General features: G+C 70.6%; 18 protein-coding genes and 1 pseudogene. 4 read left to right on the forward strand and 15 right to left on the reverse strand.

The features are described 5' to 3' along the window. Nucleotides 1–29: 29 nt before the first annotated feature. The 3 genes from K8Z61_RS19205 to K8Z61_RS03075 are packed head-to-tail and all read right to left on the reverse strand — an operon-like array spanning nucleotide 30 to nucleotide 2568. Nucleotides 30–1388 carry a YecA family protein gene (locus K8Z61_RS19205; protein ID WP_224126588.1) on the reverse strand — a complete coding sequence of 453 codons (1359 nt, stop codon included), beginning with the start codon at nucleotides 1386–1388 and terminating at the stop codon, nucleotides 30–32. Nucleotides 1389–1393: 5 nt separating this feature from the next. Continuing rightward, nucleotides 1394–2059: an endonuclease/exonuclease/phosphatase family protein gene (locus K8Z61_RS03070; protein WP_224126589.1), complete on the reverse strand. Its 666-nt coding sequence runs from the start codon at nucleotides 2057–2059 to the stop codon at nucleotides 1394–1396. Nucleotides 2060–2082: 23 nt separating this feature from the next. Further along, complete coding sequence (locus tag K8Z61_RS03075) at nucleotides 2083–2568, reverse strand: DUF4188 domain-containing protein (protein WP_224126590.1); 486 nt, start codon at nucleotides 2566–2568, stop codon at nucleotides 2083–2085. Between the two features lie 76 nt (nucleotides 2569–2644). Between K8Z61_RS03075 and K8Z61_RS03080 the strand changes: the two genes are divergently transcribed. Next, a complete protein-coding gene (locus K8Z61_RS03080; protein ID WP_224126591.1) occupies nucleotides 2645–3292 on the forward strand; it encodes a MerR family transcriptional regulator in 648 nt (215 codons plus the stop codon). Nucleotides 3293–3391: 99 nt separating this feature from the next. Further along, complete coding sequence (locus K8Z61_RS03085) at nucleotides 3392–4741, forward strand: HNH endonuclease (RefSeq protein WP_224126592.1); 1350 nt, start codon at nucleotides 3392–3394, stop codon at nucleotides 4739–4741. Between the two features lie 12 nt (nucleotides 4742–4753). Here K8Z61_RS03085 and K8Z61_RS03090 read toward each other — a convergent pair whose 3' ends face one another. Both K8Z61_RS03090 and K8Z61_RS03095 read right to left on the reverse strand, forming a co-directional pair. Further along, nucleotides 4754–6286, reverse strand: a complete 1533-nt coding sequence (locus K8Z61_RS03090; protein WP_224126593.1) for an alpha/beta hydrolase — start codon at nucleotides 6284–6286, stop codon at nucleotides 4754–4756. Between the two features lie 7 nt (nucleotides 6287–6293). Further along, entirely contained in the window at nucleotides 6294–7772 is a 1479-nt protein-coding gene (locus K8Z61_RS03095; RefSeq protein WP_224126594.1) for an MFS transporter, read from the reverse strand. Nucleotides 7773–8123: 351 nt separating this feature from the next. On the opposite strand from K8Z61_RS03095, the gene K8Z61_RS03100 reads away from it, so the two are divergent. Then, on the forward strand, nucleotides 8124–10415 hold the full coding sequence (locus tag K8Z61_RS03100; RefSeq protein ID WP_224126595.1) for a methyl-accepting chemotaxis protein: 2292 nt from the start codon (nucleotides 8124–8126) through the stop codon (nucleotides 10413–10415). Nucleotides 10416–10419: 4 nt separating this feature from the next. Here the strand turns inward: K8Z61_RS03100 and rpsN are convergent, their stop codons facing one another. The 7 genes from rpsN to K8Z61_RS03135 all read right to left on the reverse strand — a co-directional run bounded on the left by rpsN (nucleotide 10420) and on the right by K8Z61_RS03135 (nucleotide 12899). Beyond that, the gene (gene rpsN, locus K8Z61_RS03105; RefSeq protein WP_224126596.1) at nucleotides 10420–10722 is read right to left on the reverse strand and encodes a 30S ribosomal protein S14; all 303 of its coding nucleotides are present in this window, start codon (nucleotides 10720–10722) and stop codon (nucleotides 10420–10422) included. Continuing rightward, complete coding sequence (gene rpmG, locus K8Z61_RS03110) at nucleotides 10722–10892, reverse strand: 50S ribosomal protein L33 (RefSeq protein WP_224126597.1); 171 nt, start codon at nucleotides 10890–10892, stop codon at nucleotides 10722–10724. The genes rpsN and rpmG overlap by 1 nt, the downstream gene beginning before the upstream one ends. Next, nucleotides 10892–11128: a 50S ribosomal protein L28 gene (rpmB, locus tag K8Z61_RS03115; protein ID WP_224126598.1), complete on the reverse strand. Its 237-nt coding sequence runs from the start codon at nucleotides 11126–11128 to the stop codon at nucleotides 10892–10894. Before rpmB ends, rpmG begins: the two co-directional genes overlap by 1 nt. Before the next feature lie 40 nt (nucleotides 11129–11168). Then, entirely contained in the window at nucleotides 11169–11291 is a 123-nt protein-coding gene (gene ykgO / locus K8Z61_RS03120) for a type B 50S ribosomal protein L36 (protein WP_224126599.1), read from the reverse strand. Nucleotides 11292–11331: 40 nt separating this feature from the next. After that, nucleotides 11332–11583 carry a 30S ribosomal protein S18 gene (rpsR, locus tag K8Z61_RS03125; RefSeq protein WP_224126600.1) on the reverse strand — a complete coding sequence of 84 codons (252 nt, stop codon included), beginning with the start codon at nucleotides 11581–11583 and terminating at the stop codon, nucleotides 11332–11334. Further along, a complete protein-coding gene (rpmF, locus tag K8Z61_RS03130; RefSeq protein WP_224126601.1) occupies nucleotides 11580–11759 on the reverse strand; it encodes a 50S ribosomal protein L32 in 180 nt (59 codons plus the stop codon). The genes rpsR and rpmF overlap by 4 nt, the downstream gene beginning before the upstream one ends. Nucleotides 11760–11822: 63 nt before the next feature. After that, complete coding sequence (locus tag K8Z61_RS03135; protein WP_224126602.1) at nucleotides 11823–12899, reverse strand: GTP-binding protein; 1077 nt, start codon at nucleotides 12897–12899, stop codon at nucleotides 11823–11825. Between the two features lie 160 nt (nucleotides 12900–13059). On the opposite strand from K8Z61_RS03135, the gene K8Z61_RS03140 reads away from it, so the two are divergent. Continuing rightward, on the forward strand, nucleotides 13060–13269 hold the full coding sequence (locus K8Z61_RS03140; RefSeq protein WP_224126603.1) for a molybdopterin-binding protein: 210 nt from the start codon (nucleotides 13060–13062) through the stop codon (nucleotides 13267–13269). Between the two features lie 311 nt (nucleotides 13270–13580). On the opposite strand, the gene K8Z61_RS03145 is transcribed toward K8Z61_RS03140, so the two are convergent. From K8Z61_RS03145 to K8Z61_RS03155, 3 genes and pseudogenes are all read right to left on the reverse strand, one after another. Further along, nucleotides 13581–14813, reverse strand: a complete 1233-nt coding sequence (locus K8Z61_RS03145; RefSeq protein ID WP_224126604.1) for a DUF4062 domain-containing protein — start codon at nucleotides 14811–14813, stop codon at nucleotides 13581–13583. Between the two features lie 209 nt (nucleotides 14814–15022). Beyond that, nucleotides 15023–16191 (reverse strand): annotated as a pseudogene (locus K8Z61_RS03150) (IS3 family transposase). 341 nt (nucleotides 16192–16532) lie between these two features. Then, nucleotides 16533–19622, reverse strand: coding sequence for a UvrD-helicase domain-containing protein (locus tag K8Z61_RS03155; protein WP_224126605.1), 3090 nt, complete (start codon nucleotides 19620–19622; stop codon nucleotides 16533–16535). Nucleotides 19623–19939 lie beyond the last annotated feature (317 nt).

The raw sequence follows: 19939 nt of genomic DNA on the forward strand, positions 1-19939 counted from the left end.
GCGCGACCGGCCCGGCCTGCCCGGTTCGCTCAGCCCTCGTCGAGCGCGTCCTGGCGCCAGCGCTCGACGAGGGCCGCGTCGGCGTCGGAGAGCAGCGGCCCGCGCCGCGTCCGGTAGGCGTCGAGCACGGCGAGGTCGGGCGCGGTCGGGTCGCCCTCGTGGCCGATGCGCGCGGCGAACACCGCGAGCCGGCCCAGCAGCAGGTCGGTGCGGTCGGCGTCCGAGCGCTGCACCCGGCCGAGGTGGCAGCTCTTGAACTTCCTGCCCGAGCCGCACCAGCAGGGGTCGTTGCGGCCGACGTCGCGGCGCTGCGCCGGCCGGTGGCGCTCGAGGACGATCCGCAGCGGGTCGTCCTCGGTCGTCTCGGCCTCGAAGAGCAGCGCGAGCGCCTGCTCGACGTCGTCGCGGTCGGCGGCGAACGCGGCGAGGTCCTCGAGCGCCAGGGGGCACCGGTCGTCCAGGTCGAGCGCGGAGCGCAGGGTCTGCTCGGCGGCCCGCGGGTCGCCCGCGAGCTCGAGCACGCAGGCGTGCAGCCAGCGCAGGTTCGCCCGCGCGAGGCGGCCGAGCCGGGGTGCGAGCCGCTTCTCGACCGCGGCCACCTGCTCCGGCGTGGGCTCGGCGAGTCCGGTGACCTCGGCGGCCGCCGCGTCCGCGACGGCCGGCTCGGCGAGCAGCTCGAGCAGGGCGAGGCGCTCGGCGTCCGGCTCCTCGTCGGGGAGCGTGAACCGCTCGAGCAGCAGCAGCACCGCCTCCGCCTCGTCGGGCTGGAGGCCGTAGTCGTCCTCGATCTCCTCGCGGTGCACGGTGCGGCGCCAGACCACGAGGTCGACCTCGGGCAGCGCGACCTCGCCGCCGTCGTGCTGGATGCGCGCGTCGGCGAGCACCTCGCCCAGCGGCACGGTGGCCTTCTTGAGCACGTCGGCGTCGGTGGCGCAGGCCTGCCAGACGAGGTCCTGCAGCGGCACCGGCTCGTGCTCGCTGTGCTGCAGGAGCAGGGCGACGAGCCGCTCGCCGAGATCCGCCCCGTCGTCGACGGGCTCGGTGACGAGCTCGGGCTCGAGCCCGAGCGGGCCCACGCGGACGCCGAGCAGGTCGCCCGGTCGCGCGCCGAGCCCGGCGATCGCGTCGCCGGTGAACCGCAGGCGCGGGGCGTCGAGGTCGGTCTCGTCGAGCTCGACGCCGACGTCGTAGGGCTCGAGGTCGACGAGCAGGATCAGGTGGTCGAGGTCGGGCGTGGCCAGCACCGACCCGCTCGCGATCTCCTCGGCGGTGAGCCGGTGCGTCGCGATGCGTCGCTGCAGCAGCCGGTCGAGCCGCAGCTCGCGGCCGTCGAGCAGGTCGATGGTGCCGTCGAACGGCTCGATCTCGGGCGTCTCGTCCGTCGTCACGCGGGTCAGGCTAGTGGGCGGCTCGTGGGTCCCGGTGCCGCCGTCACCACGTAGGCGTCGTGGTCGGAGAGGCGGCGTCCCTCGTGCGCGGCGTCGACGCGGAGCGCCTCGGTCATCTCCCAGGTCGTGGGCACGGCGACGTGGTCGATCGACGCCGCGCCCTCGATCCGGTGGGGGAGGCCGGCGGTGGGCAGCGTCAGGCCGAGCCGGTCGAGCGCCGCGCGGAGCCACTCCCGTCCGGCGATCGTCCCGGCGCTCTCGGGGCCGACGAACGCCTGGTTCCAGTCGCCGCCCCACACCTGCGGCGTGTCCGCCTCGACGGCGGCCGCGGCGTGCACCTGCTTGTCGACCAGCCGCTCGCCGACCCAGAAGGGTCGCGGCGTGCAGCCGCGCCAGGGGAGGATCGAGCAGGCGAGCCGCACGTCGTCGATCGTCGCCGCGAGGGTGGCCGGGTGCGGATGCCGCACCTCGTCGATCGGGCGCCGACTGGCGATGGCGGCCCAGGAGCGTCCCTCCGCCATGTCCTCGGGCGTGCGCGCGAGGTGATGGCCGGGGAGCTCGAGCCGCTGGGAGACCTCGGTGAGCAGCAGGACGTCGGCGTCGAGGCCCTCGAGCAGGCCGAGGTGGCGTGCATCCCAGCGCCCGGCGAGGTTCCAGGTGGCGATGCGCACCGGGCGAGGCTACGGCGTCGGGCTCAGGCGCCGCGACGTGCCAGGCGCTGGGCGGCGGTCTGCGTGTGGCCGGACGCCGGCTCGCTGCCGAGGGCCCGGGCGAGGCCGGTGCGCGGCATGTCGACGTAGAGGGTCTCCGCGGCGGCGGCCCGGTAGGTCTCGTGCCACACGCCGACCGCACCGGGGGCGCGGCGCGCCCGGCGGTTGAACGCGGCCCACGCGGGGCGGTGCCGGGCGTCGCGGTCGGAGGCGTAGCGGTAGAGGTCCTCGGGCGAGCGCCAGTACTGGATCAGCGTCGGCCCGCCGGGGCCGAGCAGGTAGCGGACGCCGAGGAAGCCGGAGTCGGGGTCGCGCGACAGCTCAGCGATCATCGGTCCCATCGCGGCGAAGGTCGGCAGCCAGGCGTCGACGCGCCACCAGCGGTTGACCCGCATGCCGATGAGGAAGACGGTCACCTCGCCGTCGGGGGCCGGGACGTGGGTGTGGCGGCCGCGCTGGATCCTGGCCATGGCTCCTCTTGTAATTGGATACTGTGACTCTCCAATATTGGAGAGCAGTACTATCCAGTTGTCAAGGAGGTCCGACGTGCGCATCTCGCAGCTCGCCGAACGCGGCGGCGTCCCGGTGGCGACGGTGAAGTACTACCTGCGCGAGGGTCTGCTGCCGCCGGGTCGCGCGACCTCCGCGACCCAGGCCGAGTACGGCGACGCGCACGTCGAGCGGCTCGCCCTCGTTCGGGCGCTGCTTGGCCCGGGCGGGCTGACGATCGCCCGCGCGCGCACCGTGCTCGCGGTGGTCGACGACGACTCGCTCACCGTCCTCGACGCCCTCGCCACGGCCAGCGCCGAGCTCCCCGGCCCCGAGGCCGACGTCGAGCCCGACCTCGCGCCGGCGCTCGCCCACCTCGAGCGCTGGGGGTGGCTCGTCGATCCGGCCACGCCGGCGCTGCGTCACCTCGCGGCCGCGCTCGCGGCGCTCGAGGCGGCAGGCTTCGAGGTCACCGACGCGCATGCCGATGCGTATGCCGAGGCGGCGCGACGGATGGCGTCGGTCGACGTCGAGACGGTGCCGGACGACTCGCGCGGCGACGCCGTGCGGGTCGCGGTCGTCGGCACGATCCTGCTCGAGCCGGTGATCATCGCCCTGCGTCGGCTCGCGCAGCAGGACGCCTCGGTGCGGCGCTTCGCCGCGTCGGACGCGGGAGAGCAGGCCACTTCTCGCCCACAGGGCTGATTCCTGCACCTATTTCCACCGGCTGTGGAAATAGTCTCGAGCACATTCTCGGTGGATTTCCTGTTCCATTCCTGTGCCATTCCGCATAGAATCGCTCATGTGTTCGATCTCGGGAGTCTTGCTGGCGTGCCGGCCACGGTGGCCGGGCGGTCGCTGCCGCCCGGCGCGGTAGAGCTGGTGGAGGAGATCGGGCTGCTGGAGGACGCGGTGAACGCCCTGCGGGCGCGGCAGGTGCGGCTTGCTGCGGCGCTGGTGGGGGTGCGGGAGGCCGAGCGTCCGCCGAGGCGGACGCTCACCCGGGACGAGCAGCTGACCCGGCTGTCGCGGCTGCGGGCGTCGGTCGGGGCTGAGGTCGGGTTGGCACGGCGGGTCTCCCCGCACCAGGGCCGGGCGTTCGTCTCTTTGGCGCTGGTGCTGCCTACTGAGCTGCCCGCGACCTGGGCGGCCTGTCAGGCCGGACGGCTGCCGCTGGAGCGGGCCCGGATGGTCGCCGCGGGCACCGCCATGCTCAGCCTCGACCACCGGCTGGAGATCGACGCCGCCGTGTGCGGCGACCCCGACCACGCCGCCCGGCTCGGCGACCGCGAGCTCGCCTCCCTCGTCCGTGGCCATGCCGCCCGCCTTGATCCCGCCGGCGTGGTGGCCCAGATCCGCCACGCCGAGGGCGGACGCCGCGTCACCCTGCGGCCCGGACGCGATCACCTGGTGCACCTTCACGCCGCGCTGCCGATCCGCGACGGCGTCGCCTGCCTGGCCGCACTCAAGGCCGCCGCCACGAAGGCGGTCGCGGCCGGGGAGACCGGCACCGCGGACTCCGAGTCCGCCGTGATGGCCGACCTCCTCGTCGCCCGGCTCACCGGACGCGACACGGCCATGACCGATCCGCCGGAGCCGGTGCAGCTGCGGCTCGTGATGGCCGCTGACGACCTCTTCCGCGCTCCTGGCGATGAGACTGATGGCACGGCGACGCTGACCGACCCGTCCGGCACCATCCACCTCGACGGCCTGCCCGCCGAGCTCGCCCGCCGCTGGATCCGCTCCGCCCTCGACGCCGGCCAACGCGTCGCCGTCAAACGGCTCTTCGTCCACCCTCACGCCGGGGCTCTGATCGGCCTGGACTCCCGCTCCCGCAACTTCCCACCCTGCCTCGCCGAGCTCATCACCCTGCGCGACCGCTGGTGCCGCACGCCGTACTGCAACGCACCCATCCGGCACCTCGACCACGTCCGCCGCCACGCCGACGGCGGCCCCACCTCCTACGCCAACGCCCAAGGTCTTTGCGTCACCTGCAACCAGGTCAAGGAAGAACCCGGCTGGCACCACGACCCACCAGACTCACCCGACGCCCAAGAACCACCCGGCACGCCCCACACCATCCGCATCACCACGCCCACCGGACACCGGACGACGGCTCGGCCGACGCGATCCTCGCTGCGGCTCAGCGGGTAGGTCCGAGCCGCCTCAGCAGCCGACCTTCGTCCAGTCCCCGTCCACGAGCCGTCGCGCACCGGAACGCAGCGAGTACGCCGAGCAGAACCGCTCGCTGGAGATCCCGGGCCGATCGAGGGTGATCGGCGCCCAGACCCCGTTGCCGGTCGGCTCGAGGTAGCGCAGACGCGGGGCGAGCAGGGGCGCGAGGGCACCGCCGCGCAGGTAGCGGTCCAGCCAGCGCTGGGTGATGGCGCTGGTCAGCGCCTGGCCGTAGCGGGAGGCGGGCAGCACGAGCGGGATGTCGGTGTACTCCAGGTGGGTGCTGGCGCGCGGCACGAGCACCATCGAGTCGACGCCGGCCTTCGTCCAGCGGTCGAAGCCGGTGGCCTTCTCGCGCGCGGGGTCGACGCCCTCGGGGCTCGGGGCCGGGAACAGCGAGGAGCCGCCCGACAGCAGCGCGGGCGTCACCGCGAAGCCGTACTCCGACTGCACCCCCAGCGCCGGGACGACCGGCTTTACCGTGCCGGTGACGGTCGGGATCGGCAGGCCGGTGTCGACGTTGCCGAGCTTGTCGAGCGCGACGATCGTCGAGATCCGGCGGTCGTAGCCCTGCACCCGGCTCGCGGCGAACGCGCCCATCGAGTGGCCGATGACGGCGATGCGCGACGTCCGGCCCGGCGCGGTCGGGCGCGGCAGCGGCGAGCGGTCGAAGAGCCGCCACCACGGGTTGAACCCGTCGACGCGGGTGCCGGCGGATCCGGGGTTCGGGTAGCGCGCCGTCGGGGTGGAGGTCAGGAAGTCCAGGGCGTCGACCGTGCCGGTGGTGAAGTTCGAGAGCTGCTGGAAGGGGACGCCGGGGCACGGCAGGACGTCCGCGGTGCCCTGCGCGGGATCGCCCTGCACCCCGTCGAACGGGTTGCAGAACGGGAAGGCCTGGCCGGTGGTGTGGGGGAGGGTCTCGGAGGTGCCCTGGCCCTGGACGTCGTAGGAGAGCACCAGGTAGCCGCGCTCGGCGAGGTCCTGGGCGAGCCAGCGGTACATGCCCTGCGAGCCGCCGACGGAGCCCGGCGTGAGCACCACGGCGGGGTACGGCGCCTGCAGCGGCCGACCCGTGTACGGGTCGCGGGCGCCCTCGAGCGGCGCGTAGAGCGTGCCGGCCAGGCGGGCGCCGTACCGATTGGTGAAGGCGACCGTCCGGGAGCGACCCCGGGTGCCGTCCCAGCCGGCGCGCAGTGGGTTGCCGACGTTCCAGCCCGGCACGGCCAGCGCCGGCGTCACCGACAGCCGCAGCGGATCGGCGAGCTGGGCGAGCAGCTGGGTCACCGTCACCAGCGGCACCTGGGTGGCCAGCGCCGGCAGGTACGCGGGGTTCTGCAGCTGCCCGCCCGGGCCCGTGATCCGGCCGTACGCCTCGGCCATGTTGGCGACGTCGTCCTGCGGGGCGACGGGATGCGGCGCCGCCGCCGTCGCCGGTGCGGCCGCCAGGCCGAGGGCCAGCGTCACGAGCGCGGCGAGCGCCGGGAGCACGGCGGAGCGGCGGGGGGAGCGGGGGGAGGGATGCACCCCGGCATCATCCCCGACGCACGGTCGCCGCGGCGAGGAGTCCAGCGACGAGGAAGAGCCCGGCGCACGCCCAGATCGCCGCGCGGAACCCGTCGAGGAAGACGGCCGGATCGGCGTACGCCGCGCCGCCCAGCCCGGCCGCCGCGGGGATCGCCGCGACCGCCAGCAGCTGCCCGGCCCGGGCCACCGCGTTGTTGACCCCCGAGGCGACCCCGGCGTGCTCCACCGGCACCGCGGCGAGGGCCGCCGCCGTCAGCGGAGCCACCATCAGCGCGAGCCCGCAGCCGAAGGCGACGACCAGCGGCAGCACGTCGCGCAGGTACGAGGCGTCCGGTCCGAGCCGCAGCCCGAGCAGCGTCGCCCCGGCGAGCACCAGCGGGCCGAGGGTCATCTGCCGGCGCGGTCCGACGCGCGCGGCCAGCTGCGCGCTACGCGAGGAGAGCAGGACGACGATCACCGTGATCGGCATCAGGGCCGAGCCGGCCAGCAGCGGGCTGAGGCCCGACGCGACCTGCAGCTCGATCACCAGCAGGAACAGCGTGGTGCCGATGCCGCCGTAGGCGAGCAGGGTGACGGCGTTGACGGCGCGGAACTGCACCGAGCCGAAGACGCCGGGCGGGATCATCGGCGTCCGGCTGCGCCGCTCCACGACGACGAACCCGGCCAGTCCGAGCACGCCGAGCAGGGCGGCGACGAGCACCGCCGGCGAGCCGGCGCCGTCGGTCGGCGCCGCGATCAGCGCGTACGACAGCCCGCCGAGCCCGATCGCCCCGACCAGCGCGCCGGGCAGGTCGAGCCGGCCGGACGCCGCGGGGTCGCGGGTCTCCGGCACGTGCCGCGAGGTCAGCCACAGCACGAGCGCGGCCAGCGGCAGGTTCACCAGGAACACCAGCCGCCAGGTGCCGACGTCCAGCAGCCAGCCGCCGAGGAACGGCCCGAGGGCGGAGGCCACACCGCTGAAGCCCGACCAGGTGCCGACGGCCCGCGCGCGGTCGGCGTCGGCATAGGTGGCCTGGATGATCGCCAGGCTCGCCGGCGTCAGGAGCGCGGCGCCGACGCCCTGCACCGCCCGGGCGGCGATCAGCGCGCCGCCGGTCGGGGCCACCGCGCACAGCAGCGAGGCGAGGGCGAACCAGGCGACGCCGAGCACGAACACCCGCCGTCGGCCGAACCGGTCGCCCGCCGAGCCGCCGAGCAGGATGAGCGACGCGAGGGTGAGCGTGTACGCGGTGACGGTCCACTGCAGGCCGCTGAACCCGAGCCCCAGGTCGCGGCCGATCGCCGGCAGGGCGACGTTGACGACCGTCGCGTCCACGGCCGCCAGCCCCGAGCCGAGGATCGTCGCGACCATCAGCCAGCGGCCCTGCGGACTCGCCAGCCGGATCGACGGCGTGCCGCCGCCGGGGGAGCACACGAGGTTGAGGTCGGCCACGACGCCGATCATCCTCGTCGCGGTGGCGATCGCGACGTCTGCGGGTGGCGTCACTGGGTCTGCTGCACCACTGTGGGCAGGCAAAGTCGTGCAGGAGGCCCGCGTCCGGCTCGCGTCGGAGGCCGTCGAGGCGCTGGAGGCTTTCGCCGCGGGCGCGGGCCGCCGCGGCTGACCGGCCCACCACGTCACAGCCGCCGGCACGGGGAGCGACACGCGCGCAGGCTCCGATCGGCGGCACTGGTCCAGACAGAGGCCGACCGACGACGCGGGGCGCCTAAGAGCCCGCTTCACCCGGCCGATGGGTGGCCGCGGGAGGCGCGCAGCCGGCGCGCAGCTCGACATGGGGGGCATGTGATGGCGGCACGTGACGAGATCGGCTCGGGACTGGGGCGGGCGGCTGACGTCGTGCTGTCACCGGCCACCGCCGTGGTGCGGAGGCTGCGGCTCACGCTGCGGCTGGTGGTGCTGGCGGTCGTCCTGCTGGTGCCGACGGGCGTCCTGGGCCAGGCGTTCCTGACCACGACGAACGGCCAGATCGCCTTCGCGAGCAACGAGCGGGCCGGCGTCGAGGTGCTGCGTCCGGCGCTGCTGGCGATGGCGCAGGCCACCGCGCAGCAGCCCGTCGACCTCGAGCCGCTGCGCGCCGCCGTCGCCGCGCACCCCGAGCTGGGCCTGGACGAGGCGCTGACCGCGGTGACGGGCCTGGCGTCCGCCGACACCCCGGCCGCGCGGGTCGAGCTGGCGAAGGCGCTCGGCGCGCTGATCAGCACCGCCGGCAACAGCTCGCAGCTGATCCTCGACCCCGATCTCGACTCCTTCTACGTCATGGACGCCCTGGTCGTGCAGATGCCGCTGGCGCTCACCACGGCGGCCGAGGCGGCCGTCGGGCCGGGCGCCAAGCCGCAGACCAAGGCGGTGGCCGACCAGGCGCTGATCGCCGGCGGCCTCGTCCACGCGTCCGAGGCGCTGAACTCCGACGTCACGACCGCCGTGGCCTCCACCCACGCGGCCGGACTGGAGGGCCGCCTGGCGCCGGTCTCCGACGTCGCCGCCGCGGTCAACACGCTGCAGACCCGGCTCACCGACACCCTCGGCAAGCCGGCTGCCGCCGACCCCAAGCCCGTGGCCGCCGCGGCGACGACGGCCGTCCCCGCCGCGGCCGACGCGCTCGACGCGCTCCTCCAGGCGCGCATCGACGGGTTCGTCGCCCAGCAGCACCGGGTGCTGCTGATCGGCGTCGTCTGCCTGCTCGTCGCGGCCCTGTTCACCGCTGCGGTCATCCGTCGCACCCGGGACGACGCGCGGCGCACCGTCGCCGCCGTCGAGGCGCTGGCCCACGGCGAGACCGGCGACGGCGAGCTCGACGTGCCCGACGGGCGCGACGAGTTCGGCGACATCGGCCGCTCGGTGGCCGAGGCGGCCCGCACGCTGCGCGAGGCCGAGGCGGCGGTGGCCCGTGCCCAGGCCGAGCGGGAGGCCGAGGCGCGTCAGGCGCAGGCCCGGGCGCTCGAGGCCGCCGAGCGCGACCGCGTCGCCGCGCTGGAGCGGGCGGAGGCCGAGCGACGCGCTCTCGAGGTCGAGGCCGAGCAGCAGGCGGCCGTGGCCCGCATGGAGGCGGAGAGGCAGGCCGAGGCCGCGCGCGTCCAGGCCGAGGGCGACCGGATCGCCGCCGAGCGCGACCGTCAGGCCGCCGCCGAGCGGATCGAGGCCGAGCGTCGCTTCGCCGAGGAGCGCGAGCGCGAGGCCCGCGAGCTCGCGGCCAAGGTCGAGGAGCTGCTGCGGGTCGTCTCCGCGGCCGTGCAGGGCGACCTGACCCGGCCCGTCACCGTCACCGGCGACGACGCCGTCGGCCAGCTCGCCGCGGGCGTCGCCCGGCTGATCGAGGCGATGCGCGCCAACATCGGCGAGATCGGACGCACCGCCGAGCTGCTCGGCACCGCCGCCGACGAGCTCACCGTCCGCAGTCGGGGCATGGGCGCGGGCGCGGAGCAGACGTCGTCGCGCGCCGGCAACGCCTCGTCCGCCTCGACCCAGGTCTCCGCCGGCATCGGCGAGGTCGCCACGGGCGCCGAGCAGCTCTCGGCGAGCATCCAGGAGATCGCCCAGCGGGCCGTCGAGGCCGCCGAGGTGGCGCAGCGGGCGGTGGCGGTCGCGGAGGGCGCGCGCGGCGTCGTCAGCGGCCTGGGCAGCTCGAGCGAGAAGATCGGCGCGGTCGTGAAGGTGATCAGTGCGATCGCCAGCCAGACCAACCTGCTGGCCCTCAACGCCACGATCGAGGCGGCGCGCGCGGGTGAGGCCGGCGTCGGGTTCGCCGTCGTGGCCAACGAGGTGAAGACCCTGGCCCGCGAGACGGCAACCTCGACCACCGAGATCTCCTCGCTGGTCGACGCGATCCAGAACGGCACCGACGACGCCGTGGCCGCGATCGGCCGCATCGGCGGCATCGTCGAGGAGATCAACAGCATCCAGCAGGCGATCGCGGCGGCCGTCGAGGAGCAGACCGCGACGACCAGCGCGATGGCCCGTCACGTCTCGGAGGTCGCCGACGGCGCCACCGAGATCGCCCGCGACATCACCGAGGTGGCCCGGGCGGCCGACTCCACCCGCGCCGACGCGCAGGTGTCGTTCGAGGCCGCCACCGCGCTGGCCGCCACCTCCGAGGAGCTGCAGGGGCTGCTCGCGCAGTACCGGTGCTGAGCGGCTACCAGGACGACTTCGTGACGCCGGGCAGCTCGCCGCGGTGCGCGAGGGTGCGCAGGTTGATCCGCGAGAGCCCGACCTTGCGGACGTAGCCGCGCGGGCGTCCGTCGATCTGGTCGCGGTTGCGCAGCCGCACCGGGCTGGCGTCGCGCGGCAGCCGGGAGAGGGCGCGCACGGCGGCGTCCCGCTCCTCAGGGCTGCTGGCGGTGCGGACGGCCTGCTTCAGCGCGGCGCGTCGCTCGGCGTACCGCTCGACGGTGCGGCGGCGCCGTTGGTCGGCGACGATCTTGGAGGTCTTGGCCATCAGCGCTCCTCGCGGAAGTCGACGTGCTGCCGCAGGCGGGGGTCGTACTTGCGCAGCACGAGCCGGTCGGGGTCGTTGCGGCGGTTCTTGCGGGTCACGTACGTGTAGCCGGTGCCCCCGGTGGAGCGCAGCTTGACGATGGGCCGCACGTCGTTGCCGCGGCGGGCCATCAGATCTTCCCGCCGCGGGCGCGGAGGTCGGCGACGACGGCCTCGATGCCGCGCCGGTCGACGGTCTTGATGCCGCGAGCGCTGAGCGTGAGCGTCACATGCCGGCCGAGGCTCGGCACCCAGTAGCGCTTGCGCTGGACGTTGACGTCGAAGCGGCGCTTGGTGCGGCGGTGGGAGTGGGAGACGTGGTGGCCGAAGCCGGGCGTGGCTCCGGTGACCTGGCAGACGCGGGACACGGGCGTCCTCTCTGGATCGGTGGGTTCGGGGGACGGCGGCTCAGCCCTGACGGGTCTTGAGCCGCGGGTTGCGCTTGTTGATCACGTAGATGCGGCCGCGGCGGCGCACCACCTGCGAGCCGGGCTGGCTCTTGACCGAGCGGATCGAGTTGCGGACCTTCACGGGTGCCTCCTGGGTCGGTTGTCGAAAGAGCCGGGGCGGCTCAGCGGCCGGTGCTGACGTAGGGGAGCAGGGCCATCTCGCGGGCGTTCTTCACCGCGCGCGTCACCATCCGCTGCTGACGGGGTGTGAGGCCGGTGACGCGGCGGGAGCGGATCTTCCCGCGGTCGGAGATGAACGTGCGCAGCAGCGCGACGTCCTTGTAGTCGACCGCGTCGACGTGCGGCGGCAGCAGGGGCTTGCGGCGGGCCCGGCCGGCCCGGGCGCCGCCGGACGAGGGGCGGCGGGCGCTCATCGGCCGGCCGTCGCGGGGTCGAGGTAGCCGCGCTCGACGGCGCGCAGCAGCGCGCGGGGCACGCGGTGGGTGATGCCGTCGATCGTCACGGGGACGAGGTCGGCGGGGGTCGCCTTCCACTGCGAGCGGCGGTGGCGGGTGTTGCTGCGCGAGGTGCGGCGCTTGGGGACGGCCATGGGCGGGTCCTTCCGGTGCTTGGTGCGGGCGGGGGTGGTGGCGTGCGGGTGGGGCGGGGCGGCTCAGGCGACGTCGCGGATGTCGCCGAGCCAGGGCTCGAGCCCGTCCTCGGGCACGTCCCAGGTGCGCTGGTCGAGCAGCGCCTCGGCGGGGGTGAGGAGCAGCTCGTCGAAGGCGGCAGCGAGGCAGGGCGGGGGCGTCCCGAGACCGGTGACGACGATCCGCGTCGTCGGGGTGCGGCGTCCCCAGGCGCTGTGGGCGCCGACGCTGAGCTGGCCGCCGGCGCCCGACCACTCCAGCTGGTCGCCGGGGCGGGTGGGCACCCAGAACGAGCCGCGGGTGCGGTGCGGCCCCCCGCCGAGCCGCTCGATGTCCTCGAGCAGGCGATCGGGGTGGAAGGGACGCGGGGAGTGCAGGTCGAGCCGGAACGCGTGCTCGGAGGCCAGCGGCGGCAGCTCGACGTCGAGACCCGGGGTGCACCACGCGGTGCTGACGCCGGGGCGGTGGCGGCGGGTCGTCAGCTCGGCGGCATCGAGCTCGGCGGCGCCGGCCACGAGCGGGACGTCGGGACGGGCGAGCGCGGCCAGCAGGTCGCGGGCCGGGGCGCCGGGGTCGCCGTCGAGCACGACGAGGTCGGCGTACTCCACCTGGGCGCAGGCCACCTCGCCGACGCCGCGGTCGTCGTCGGGGCTGGTGTGCAGGTCGCGCTCGCGCAGCAGGTCGTCGCTGAGCAGGTCGCGGACGACGTCGCCGGTGCCGATCGCAGCCAGCACGGCGCCGAGCCGCAGGCGCCGCGCGAGCCGGCGGTCGGCGGAGATCAGGTGGGCCAGGTGGGCGGCCTCGGTGGCGAGGGGCAGGCCGGAGACGATCGCGCTCCACCGGCCGTCGGCGGCGAGCCGCTCGAGCGTCGGCAGGATGTCCTCGCGCAGCGCGCAGGTGACGCACGCGTGCTCCAGATGCACCTGCTCGCGCTCGAGCACGCCGGTCGCGTCGCTGACCACGCGGCTGAGCACCTGCGAGTGCGGGTCGATGCGGTGCCGCACCGACACCGCGCGCGGCAGGTCCCATGCCAGGCTCATCAGCGTGGCGTTCATGGCCACGGGGTCGACGCCGGTGACGACGAGCAGCGGCGTCCTCACGACGTCGTCCGTCGGCTGTGCTTGTCCATCTTCGATCCCTTCGTGCCAACGACAATCATTATCATCTAAGCACGACGGACCGGGCCTGTCATCTCGGGGGAGAAGCGACGCGGTTGGGCTAGCGTGGGCAGCCCGTCACCTCTCCAGGAAGCAGGCCCTCATGCGGCTCTCCACGCGCAACCAGCTCGCCGGCACCGTCGTCGACATCACCACCGGTGAGGCCATGGCCGTCGTCAAGGTCGAGCTGGCCGGCGGCCAGATCCTGACCTCCTCGATCACCCGCGAGTCCGCCGAGGACCTCGGTCTGCAGGTCGGTTCCCAGGTCGTCGCGCTGGTGAAGTCCACTGAGGTCGCGCTCGGGATCGAGTGACCCTCGCGCTCAGCGCGGGAGCATCCCCAGGACGATCAGGTCGGCCAGCTCGTCGAGCGTCCGCTCGAGCTCGACGGCCGAGCACTGCAGCTCCTGCGCATCCGTACATGATCGGCCTCCCGCGCGACCGAAGTTGCGCGATGGCCGGCATGATCGGCGCCGACCACGTCGTCTCGGCTCTCGGCCCAGGCGGCGGCTTATGGCACTCGGCCGGCCAGGCCATCGGAGGCTGGGCCCGACCCGCACCGATTCACCGGCTTAACAGATGCCGCCGGTTTCCCGCTAATGGACTTTCGGAAGGATCTGTCACGCTACCTACTGGCGCGGGGAGGTTGCCAACACAGTCGATAGTATTGACGGAAGCGCGGCTCTGGGAGATCGAGCCGCATGAAAGTCCCAGGAATATCGCCAAGATGGCCATCCCATCTGGTGTAGTGCCCGGATTGTGCAAGTGCTGCGCTCGCTGCTTCGTCAATGCTCGTGGCGCGGCCAGTTTTCGGTCCAACGGGTATGCAATTCAGGTCAGCGGGCAGGAAAACCTGGAGGATCAGCCGTCGTGTCGGAAATGCAATTGCGCGCGAGATGAAGTCAAATTTCAACGGCCCCAATGGCGTTCTCGAGCCAAAACTCAAAGTATCCTCGAGGGACGCGAATCGGTATCGCGGCAGAAAGCCCACAAGTTCAATCTCCGCCTTCTCTCCCAACTGGAGAGGCGGATCGAAATACACGTCTTGTACGAACGTACTGCCAGATGATTTTCGCGGTTCCTCAAGGCGGATATCCCCAGCTAGCGAGCGATGTCCGAAGGTCAGCTCGAACATTGGCGGATTGACATTGCTAAAGGGCAGCGAATCCGAACTCCGACTAAAATCCTGCGCAAACGATCGAACTCCCTCGGCGATGTTGGAGCGGAGGCGACGACGCCCTCGATAGGTGATGTCAAGTTTACTTGGATCTGTTGAGTTTCGCGACAGGATGTGTTCTGCCTCAACCAAGTCGTACGTGTGGGTAAAGTCGGTTTCTTGCACCGACATTGGGTTAATGCCTGCCGGGATCCATCCCGTGATAGACGCTGTCGACTGCAGCTTACGAATCGATGCTGTAAGCCCGCTGACTAGACCCACGTCTGCCCGAAAGAAGCAGACGCCAGATTGGGCCTCAACCTCTCGTCGGAATCGCTCGAGGCGCTGTTGTTGGACTGGATCATTTTCGCACCACCGAGAAGGTAGATCCTCGATTTTATCATGCAGGAGCACGATCATCGGCTTGTTCTGCTTGACGGCCTCTCTGAACTCACGGTGAGTCCAGGATATATCCATTCCTGGCACGATGGAGCCGTACCTGCCTGCTATGATGAATACGCAAAAGTCGGCCGAGGTGATTCCCTCGAGAATTGAAGTCCAAGGGCTTTCGCCCGTTGATGGAAAAAGCTCCATGCCAAACGGAAAGCAATCGTGTTTAAGCAGTTGATTGGAAACCAATTGCCTTTGTTCGACCAAATCTAAATAGGTCGATGACACGAATGCTGTGTAGATCCGATGCACGGACGCGAGTCTCTCACAGCATGTGGACAAATTCTTGAGAGTCGACGATGCCCAGTTGGATTGTCGAGATGGACTAGACAGCACGACTTGGAGCCCCGTCGCCCTCCGGGCAGGTCGGCGATCACTCGCTCGCGGCTGAACCGACTCGGTGTGTCCTAGGCGCTGATTGGGACTGCTGAAGGTCTAGTTGTCACGCAGGGTGAGTGGTTTCAGGCCGCGTGTGCCGCGTTGTAGATGGTCTCAAGCTCGATCGGGGTGAGCTTGCCGAGTGGTCGTTGTCGGCGTCGGCGGTGGTAGGTGCGTTCGATCCAGGTGACGATCGCGAGGCGCAGTTCCTCGCGGGTTCGCCAGCGTCGTCGGTCCAGGACGTTCTTCTGCAGCAGCGCGAAGAACGACTCCATCGCGGCGTTGTCGCCGGCTGCGCCGACACGGCCCATCGAACCGGTCAGGCCGTGGTACTTGAGCTCCTCGACGAAGCGTCTGGACCTGAACTGGCTGCCCCTGTCGGAGTGCACCAGGCAACCAGTGACGGCCGAAGGGCCACCGCGACGGGCGACGGCCGAGCCGATGGCAGCCACCGCGATGCGGGTCTTCATCCGCGAGTCGATGGAGTAGCCGACGATCCGGTTGGAGTAGACGTCCTTGACCGCGCAGAGATACAGCTTGCCCTCGCCGGTGTGGTGCTCGGTGATGTCGGTCAGCCACAACCGGTTCGGGGCGTCGGCGGTGAAGTCGCGCTTCACGCGGTCGTCATGGACCGGCGGCCCGGGCCGCTTGCCGCTGCCACGTTTGCGGGAGTGTGCGGAGTAGATCCGAGCCTGTGAACACAGCCGCCACACGCGTCGCTCAGAGGCGACATGACCAGCGGCTGCAAGCTCGTCGGCGACGAAGCGGTAGCCGAACTCGGGATCGTCGGCATGGATGTCGATCGCGGCGTTGGTCAGGGCGTCTTCGAGATCGCGGTCGCTGACCGGGTCGGCGTCCCAGGCGTAGAAGGCTTGACGGGAGAACCCCAGCACCCGGCAGGTCACCGCGACGGGGATCCCGTCAGCGGCAAGGTCACGGACCAGCGGGTAAGTCATTTTGGGGACTGGCCCAGCTTCAGATTCGCCTGGGACAGATACGCCGCTGCGCGGCGCAGGACCTCGTTCTCCTGCTCGAGGAGCCGGATCTTCTTGCGGGCCTCACGCAGCTCGGCGCTCTCAGCCGAGGTCACGCCCGGCTTGATGCCGTCGGCGACATCGGCCTTGGCCAACCAGTTGCGCAGACACGACTCGCTGATCCCGAAGTCCTTGGCGATCTGAGCGATCGGAGCATCGCCACGACGAGCGACCGCAACGACGTCGTCGCGGAACTCCTTGGGATGGGCAGCAGGCATGGTCGACATCCTTCCAGCGGCGACACACATCGCCACAGGTCAGCTGACAACCAAACCCTCAGCAGTCCCCCCGGGGCGATTCAGTCAGTCGCTCCGACCGCGAACGAGTTTGAGGCGAACAAGCGGATCTAGCTCCTAGAGCAAGAAGTTGTCAAGTTCGTGCGTCCCTCGGCCGCCTACCTGCTCGAGTTCATTTGCGCGGAAATTGAGATTCGCGCTCATCCGCGAGCTAATCCCGAGTAGAGATCGTGTCGCGGCGACATGCCATGTGCTCGAGATCGCTCGTCGTGCTCGAGATCGCTCGTCAGCTCTACGCCCCCGTCGGTGGTCGCGCTCGCCAGTCACTTCACAGCGAAGTAGCCCACAACCGCCTGGACGTCTGAAGAAATCAGCCAGACTGCTGCGCCGGTCGGCAGCTCGAACATCCCATTTTCTAGTCTACGCTCCCGTGCGACCCCATCAGCAGTGAGTGCGTTACGAATCTGTCGGTCGAGGTCCTCGCTCCAGCGCTGATCCGGCAGGCAGTTGACTTCGGCGAACATCGCACGGGCGCGCCCGGTCAGCCGGATGCTAGCCGGATTAAAGACCTCCCGAAATTGAGCGAGAGGCACTGCAATACCTGGCTCGTCCTTTGTGCGGATCGGCTCGGTAGGGTCGATCCAAGCATTTCTTGGCTTGGACGCAACACGCGATGGCACGCCAGTTTTCACCTGCTCCCATGTCCGGTCGCGGTGCAATGCGTTGTAGCCGGTCAACGCCGTGCCATCGGGCGACATGATGAGCGAGAAACCCTGGTGGAACATCGCGATGAAGCCGGTGCGAGTCTTCCGCTGCTTTGCCACGGGAAGAAAGTCCGAAAGCATCGCTCGCAACTCGCGATTCGCTTGCTCCTCCGAGCAACTGTGGTGCAGCGCGAACGTGCTCGCTGCACGGAGCGTAATCCGAATGCTCTCGGTGCCGGGGATGAAGATCTCCGCGTCACCGCTGCCCTCGATCGCCAAGAGGCGGGGTTCGTCGATGGTCTCGCCCGCGGCTGGGATGCCGTAGGTCGGGGTGCGCGCGAAGAATCCTGCGCAGTCGGGCGTCCGGCACCAGCCGTCACTGTTCGTGGTGATTGCGGTGCAGCGGGTGCCGTCGGCGTGGAAGCGCTGGCACTGCGCGTCACGGTCGGCCGCACTGGCGGCGGCGTTCTGGGGGAAGAGGGCACGACCGATCTCCGCGAGAAAATCCGTCCAACGATCTGTTTGAACGTCTGCTCGGATCTGTTCTGCGATGACCCGAGCCGCGCCCGCCAGAATCGGGGAAAGAGGTCGCGCCGTAGCTGAGGCGGCCTCAGCGGGGCCGCCGGTCAAGTCGGGCGCGACCTCCAGACCCTGTCCCGAGTAGGGCGCTCGGTACGCTGCCGGGGAAGGCGCTGGCTCGGGCGTGGAGGGACGGATGAGTGGCGTCGCGCCTACCAGCCCAAGCGGCTCGAACGCCTGCGCGTAGACAACCGTTAGGTACTTCGTTGCGCGGGTCAGTGCGATGTAAAGCAATCGGAGTCCCCTGCTACCTACGTTGGCGATCGCCGCCGGTTCGACGACGATGACGGAGTCGAACTCCAAGCCCTTTGCCTCGGTAGCGGACAACAGATTGACACTCGTCCCCAAGGAGCCACCGTCGGCGTCCGTGAAGGAGATCCCGCAATCGCGTAGGCCCGCCGCGATTTGCTGCTTGCTTTCGGGTGCCACGATGACACCGAAAAATCGACCCATCTTCGACTGTTCCTGAACAGCCTCGACGACCTCTTCGGAGAGGTCGAAGTCGCCATCATCGATGATGAACCTCGGAGGCTCCGGTGCGCCTCGGACAACCTCTAGCGGCCGCAGCCCAGGAGCCATCAGTGGGAGTAGCTTGGCGGCCTCGGCATAGACCTCCCGAGGCACGCGGTAGCCATAGGTGAGTTCTTCATAGACAGGGGGCGCAGCTTGCTGCAGACCGGTGACGACATCGTCCCAGTTGTCCCGTGACCACGGCCCAGTCGACTGAGCGATATCACCTACGATCGTGCAGCGGCCGTTGCTTGAGCGGCGCCGAATCGAGCGCAACTGCATTGGAGACAGGTCCTGTGCCTCGTCCACGATGATGTGGTCATAACGGTCGGGGCTGCCTTGGATCAACCATTCGGCTTCGTCCAACAGGGCTACGTCGCTGTCGCTCCAGGTCTCGGCCGCCGCCGTGGCCGCTGCTTGACGATAAAGACGGCCGATATCGCCGGCCGTGAAATCATCGCCCGCAGCTTCCTGGAGCCGAGCCTGCGAGCCGAGGAGGTCGCGGAGGAACTGCTGTGCTGACAGAGACGGCCAGAGCCGATCTAGTGCACGTTCGATGGCCTGCGCGTCCGGCTCGGGCGTACCTCGAGTGAACTCAACTGCCTCAATTAGAATTTCGAGCACGCGATCGGTCAGCCAGTCGCGCATCGATGCCCTGCCACCCATGTATGTAGGTGCGGAACGCAACTCCTCGAGTTTGTCTTCGATCTCCTCGCGGGAAAGTGCTACTCGTGGATAACTATTTCCGATCTGCAGGTCGGGGTCGCTGCCCGCGAAGCGGGCTCGCTGTTCTAGTCCGCGACGTAGCAGTTGGGCCATACGGGCTTCGCCTTTGAGTCGGGCGACATCGGTGTCTTCCTGACGACGTGAACTTCTTTGCGGGCCGAGCGCGCGGAGGTTGGTCTGTGGGACGGACTCGTCTCCGAGCCCTGGGAGGACGTCCTTGATATAGTTCGCGAACGTTTCGTTGGGGCCGATCACCAGCATCCGGCTTGCCTGGAGGCCAGGCTCGTTAAAGAGGAGCCATGAAGCGCGGTGAAGCGCGACGGCTGACTTTCCCGTGCCCGGGCCGCCCTGAATCAGGAGCAGGGCGTCGGCCGCGTGACGGATCAGGCTCGACTGCGACGCTTGTATCGTTCGCACGATGTCTCGCATGGCCCCGTCGCGGCCGCTGTGGAGGTCCGCAAGCAAGGCGTCGTCGAGGCCGACGACCTCGGTCGCTGTGAGCCTCGCGACCTGAGCTGCGAGCTCGTGAAAGATGAGATCGTTGAAGTCTTGGATCTGGTTCGCCTTCGTGCGGAATGTGCGCTTTCGCGCTACCCCGCACGAGTCAAGGACGGACGCGCGCTCGTAGAGGGCTCCCATGCTTGTCTTCCAGTTGATGACGAGTGGCTCGCGCTCGTCATCGAAGATCGTGTTGCGTCCGATGTAGAGAACTTCGCCGTCCTCGAGCGCGATCGCGCCGTGCGCGACGGCGACCTCGGCGGGGGCGAGCTGTTCGGCGTAAGCCTGATTCTTCTGAACGTACGCCTTGACGTCATGGCGGTTGCCCTCGGCTCGAGCTGTCTTCGCAGCGTTGCGCTTGGCCTCGCGGAACTCCCAAGCGGTGTCGAAGTACATCTGCTCCGACTCGAGCTCAAGTGGGTCTGCCATGAAAGCAAGATAGGGGAGGGGCCTGACAAATTGTCCGGATTGGCGGTATCTCCTGACCGACGTGGGATGGATGAGTCCTTCGCTGAGGAGAGCTGGCCGAAATCGGCCGCGCGGGCGATGATTGAAGGCGCAGGCGACGCGGTGGTGGAACTCCCGCTAGGGCGCAGGACGCCCTAGCAATGAAGCCAGGATCTGCTCGGTGCCGAGGACTGCGTCGCAACTGCTGGAGACCTTTCTGCATAGCGTCACCGTCGTTCGCTCTTCGTCCTAGGACACATCGTGGC

Source organism: Nocardioides sp. TRM66260-LWL (genome assembly GCF_020075545.1).
Classification (GTDB): Bacteria; Actinomycetota; Actinomycetes; order Propionibacteriales; family Nocardioidaceae; genus Nocardioides.

Coding starts and splice junctions, on each gene's coding strand:
- K8Z61_RS03140 (WP_224126603.1), top strand. CDS start 13,060: ATGCGGCTCTCCACGCGCAACCAGCTCGCCGGCACCGTCGTCGACATC.
- rpsN (WP_224126596.1), bottom strand. CDS start 10,722: ATGGCCAAGACCTCCAAGATCGTCGCCGACCAACGGCGCCGCCGCACC.
- rpmF (WP_224126601.1), bottom strand. CDS start 11,759: ATGGCCGTCCCCAAGCGCCGCACCTCGCGCAGCAACACCCGCCACCGC.
- K8Z61_RS03075 (WP_224126590.1), bottom strand. CDS start 2,568: ATGGCCAGGATCCAGCGCGGCCGCCACACCCACGTCCCGGCCCCCGAC.
- K8Z61_RS03155 (WP_224126605.1), bottom strand. CDS start 19,622: ATGTACTTCGACACCGCTTGGGAGTTCCGCGAGGCCAAGCGCAACGCT.
- rpsR (WP_224126600.1), bottom strand. CDS start 11,583: ATGAGCGCCCGCCGCCCCTCGTCCGGCGGCGCCCGGGCCGGCCGGGCC.
- rpmG (WP_224126597.1), bottom strand. CDS start 10,892: ATGGCCCGCCGCGGCAACGACGTGCGGCCCATCGTCAAGCTGCGCTCC.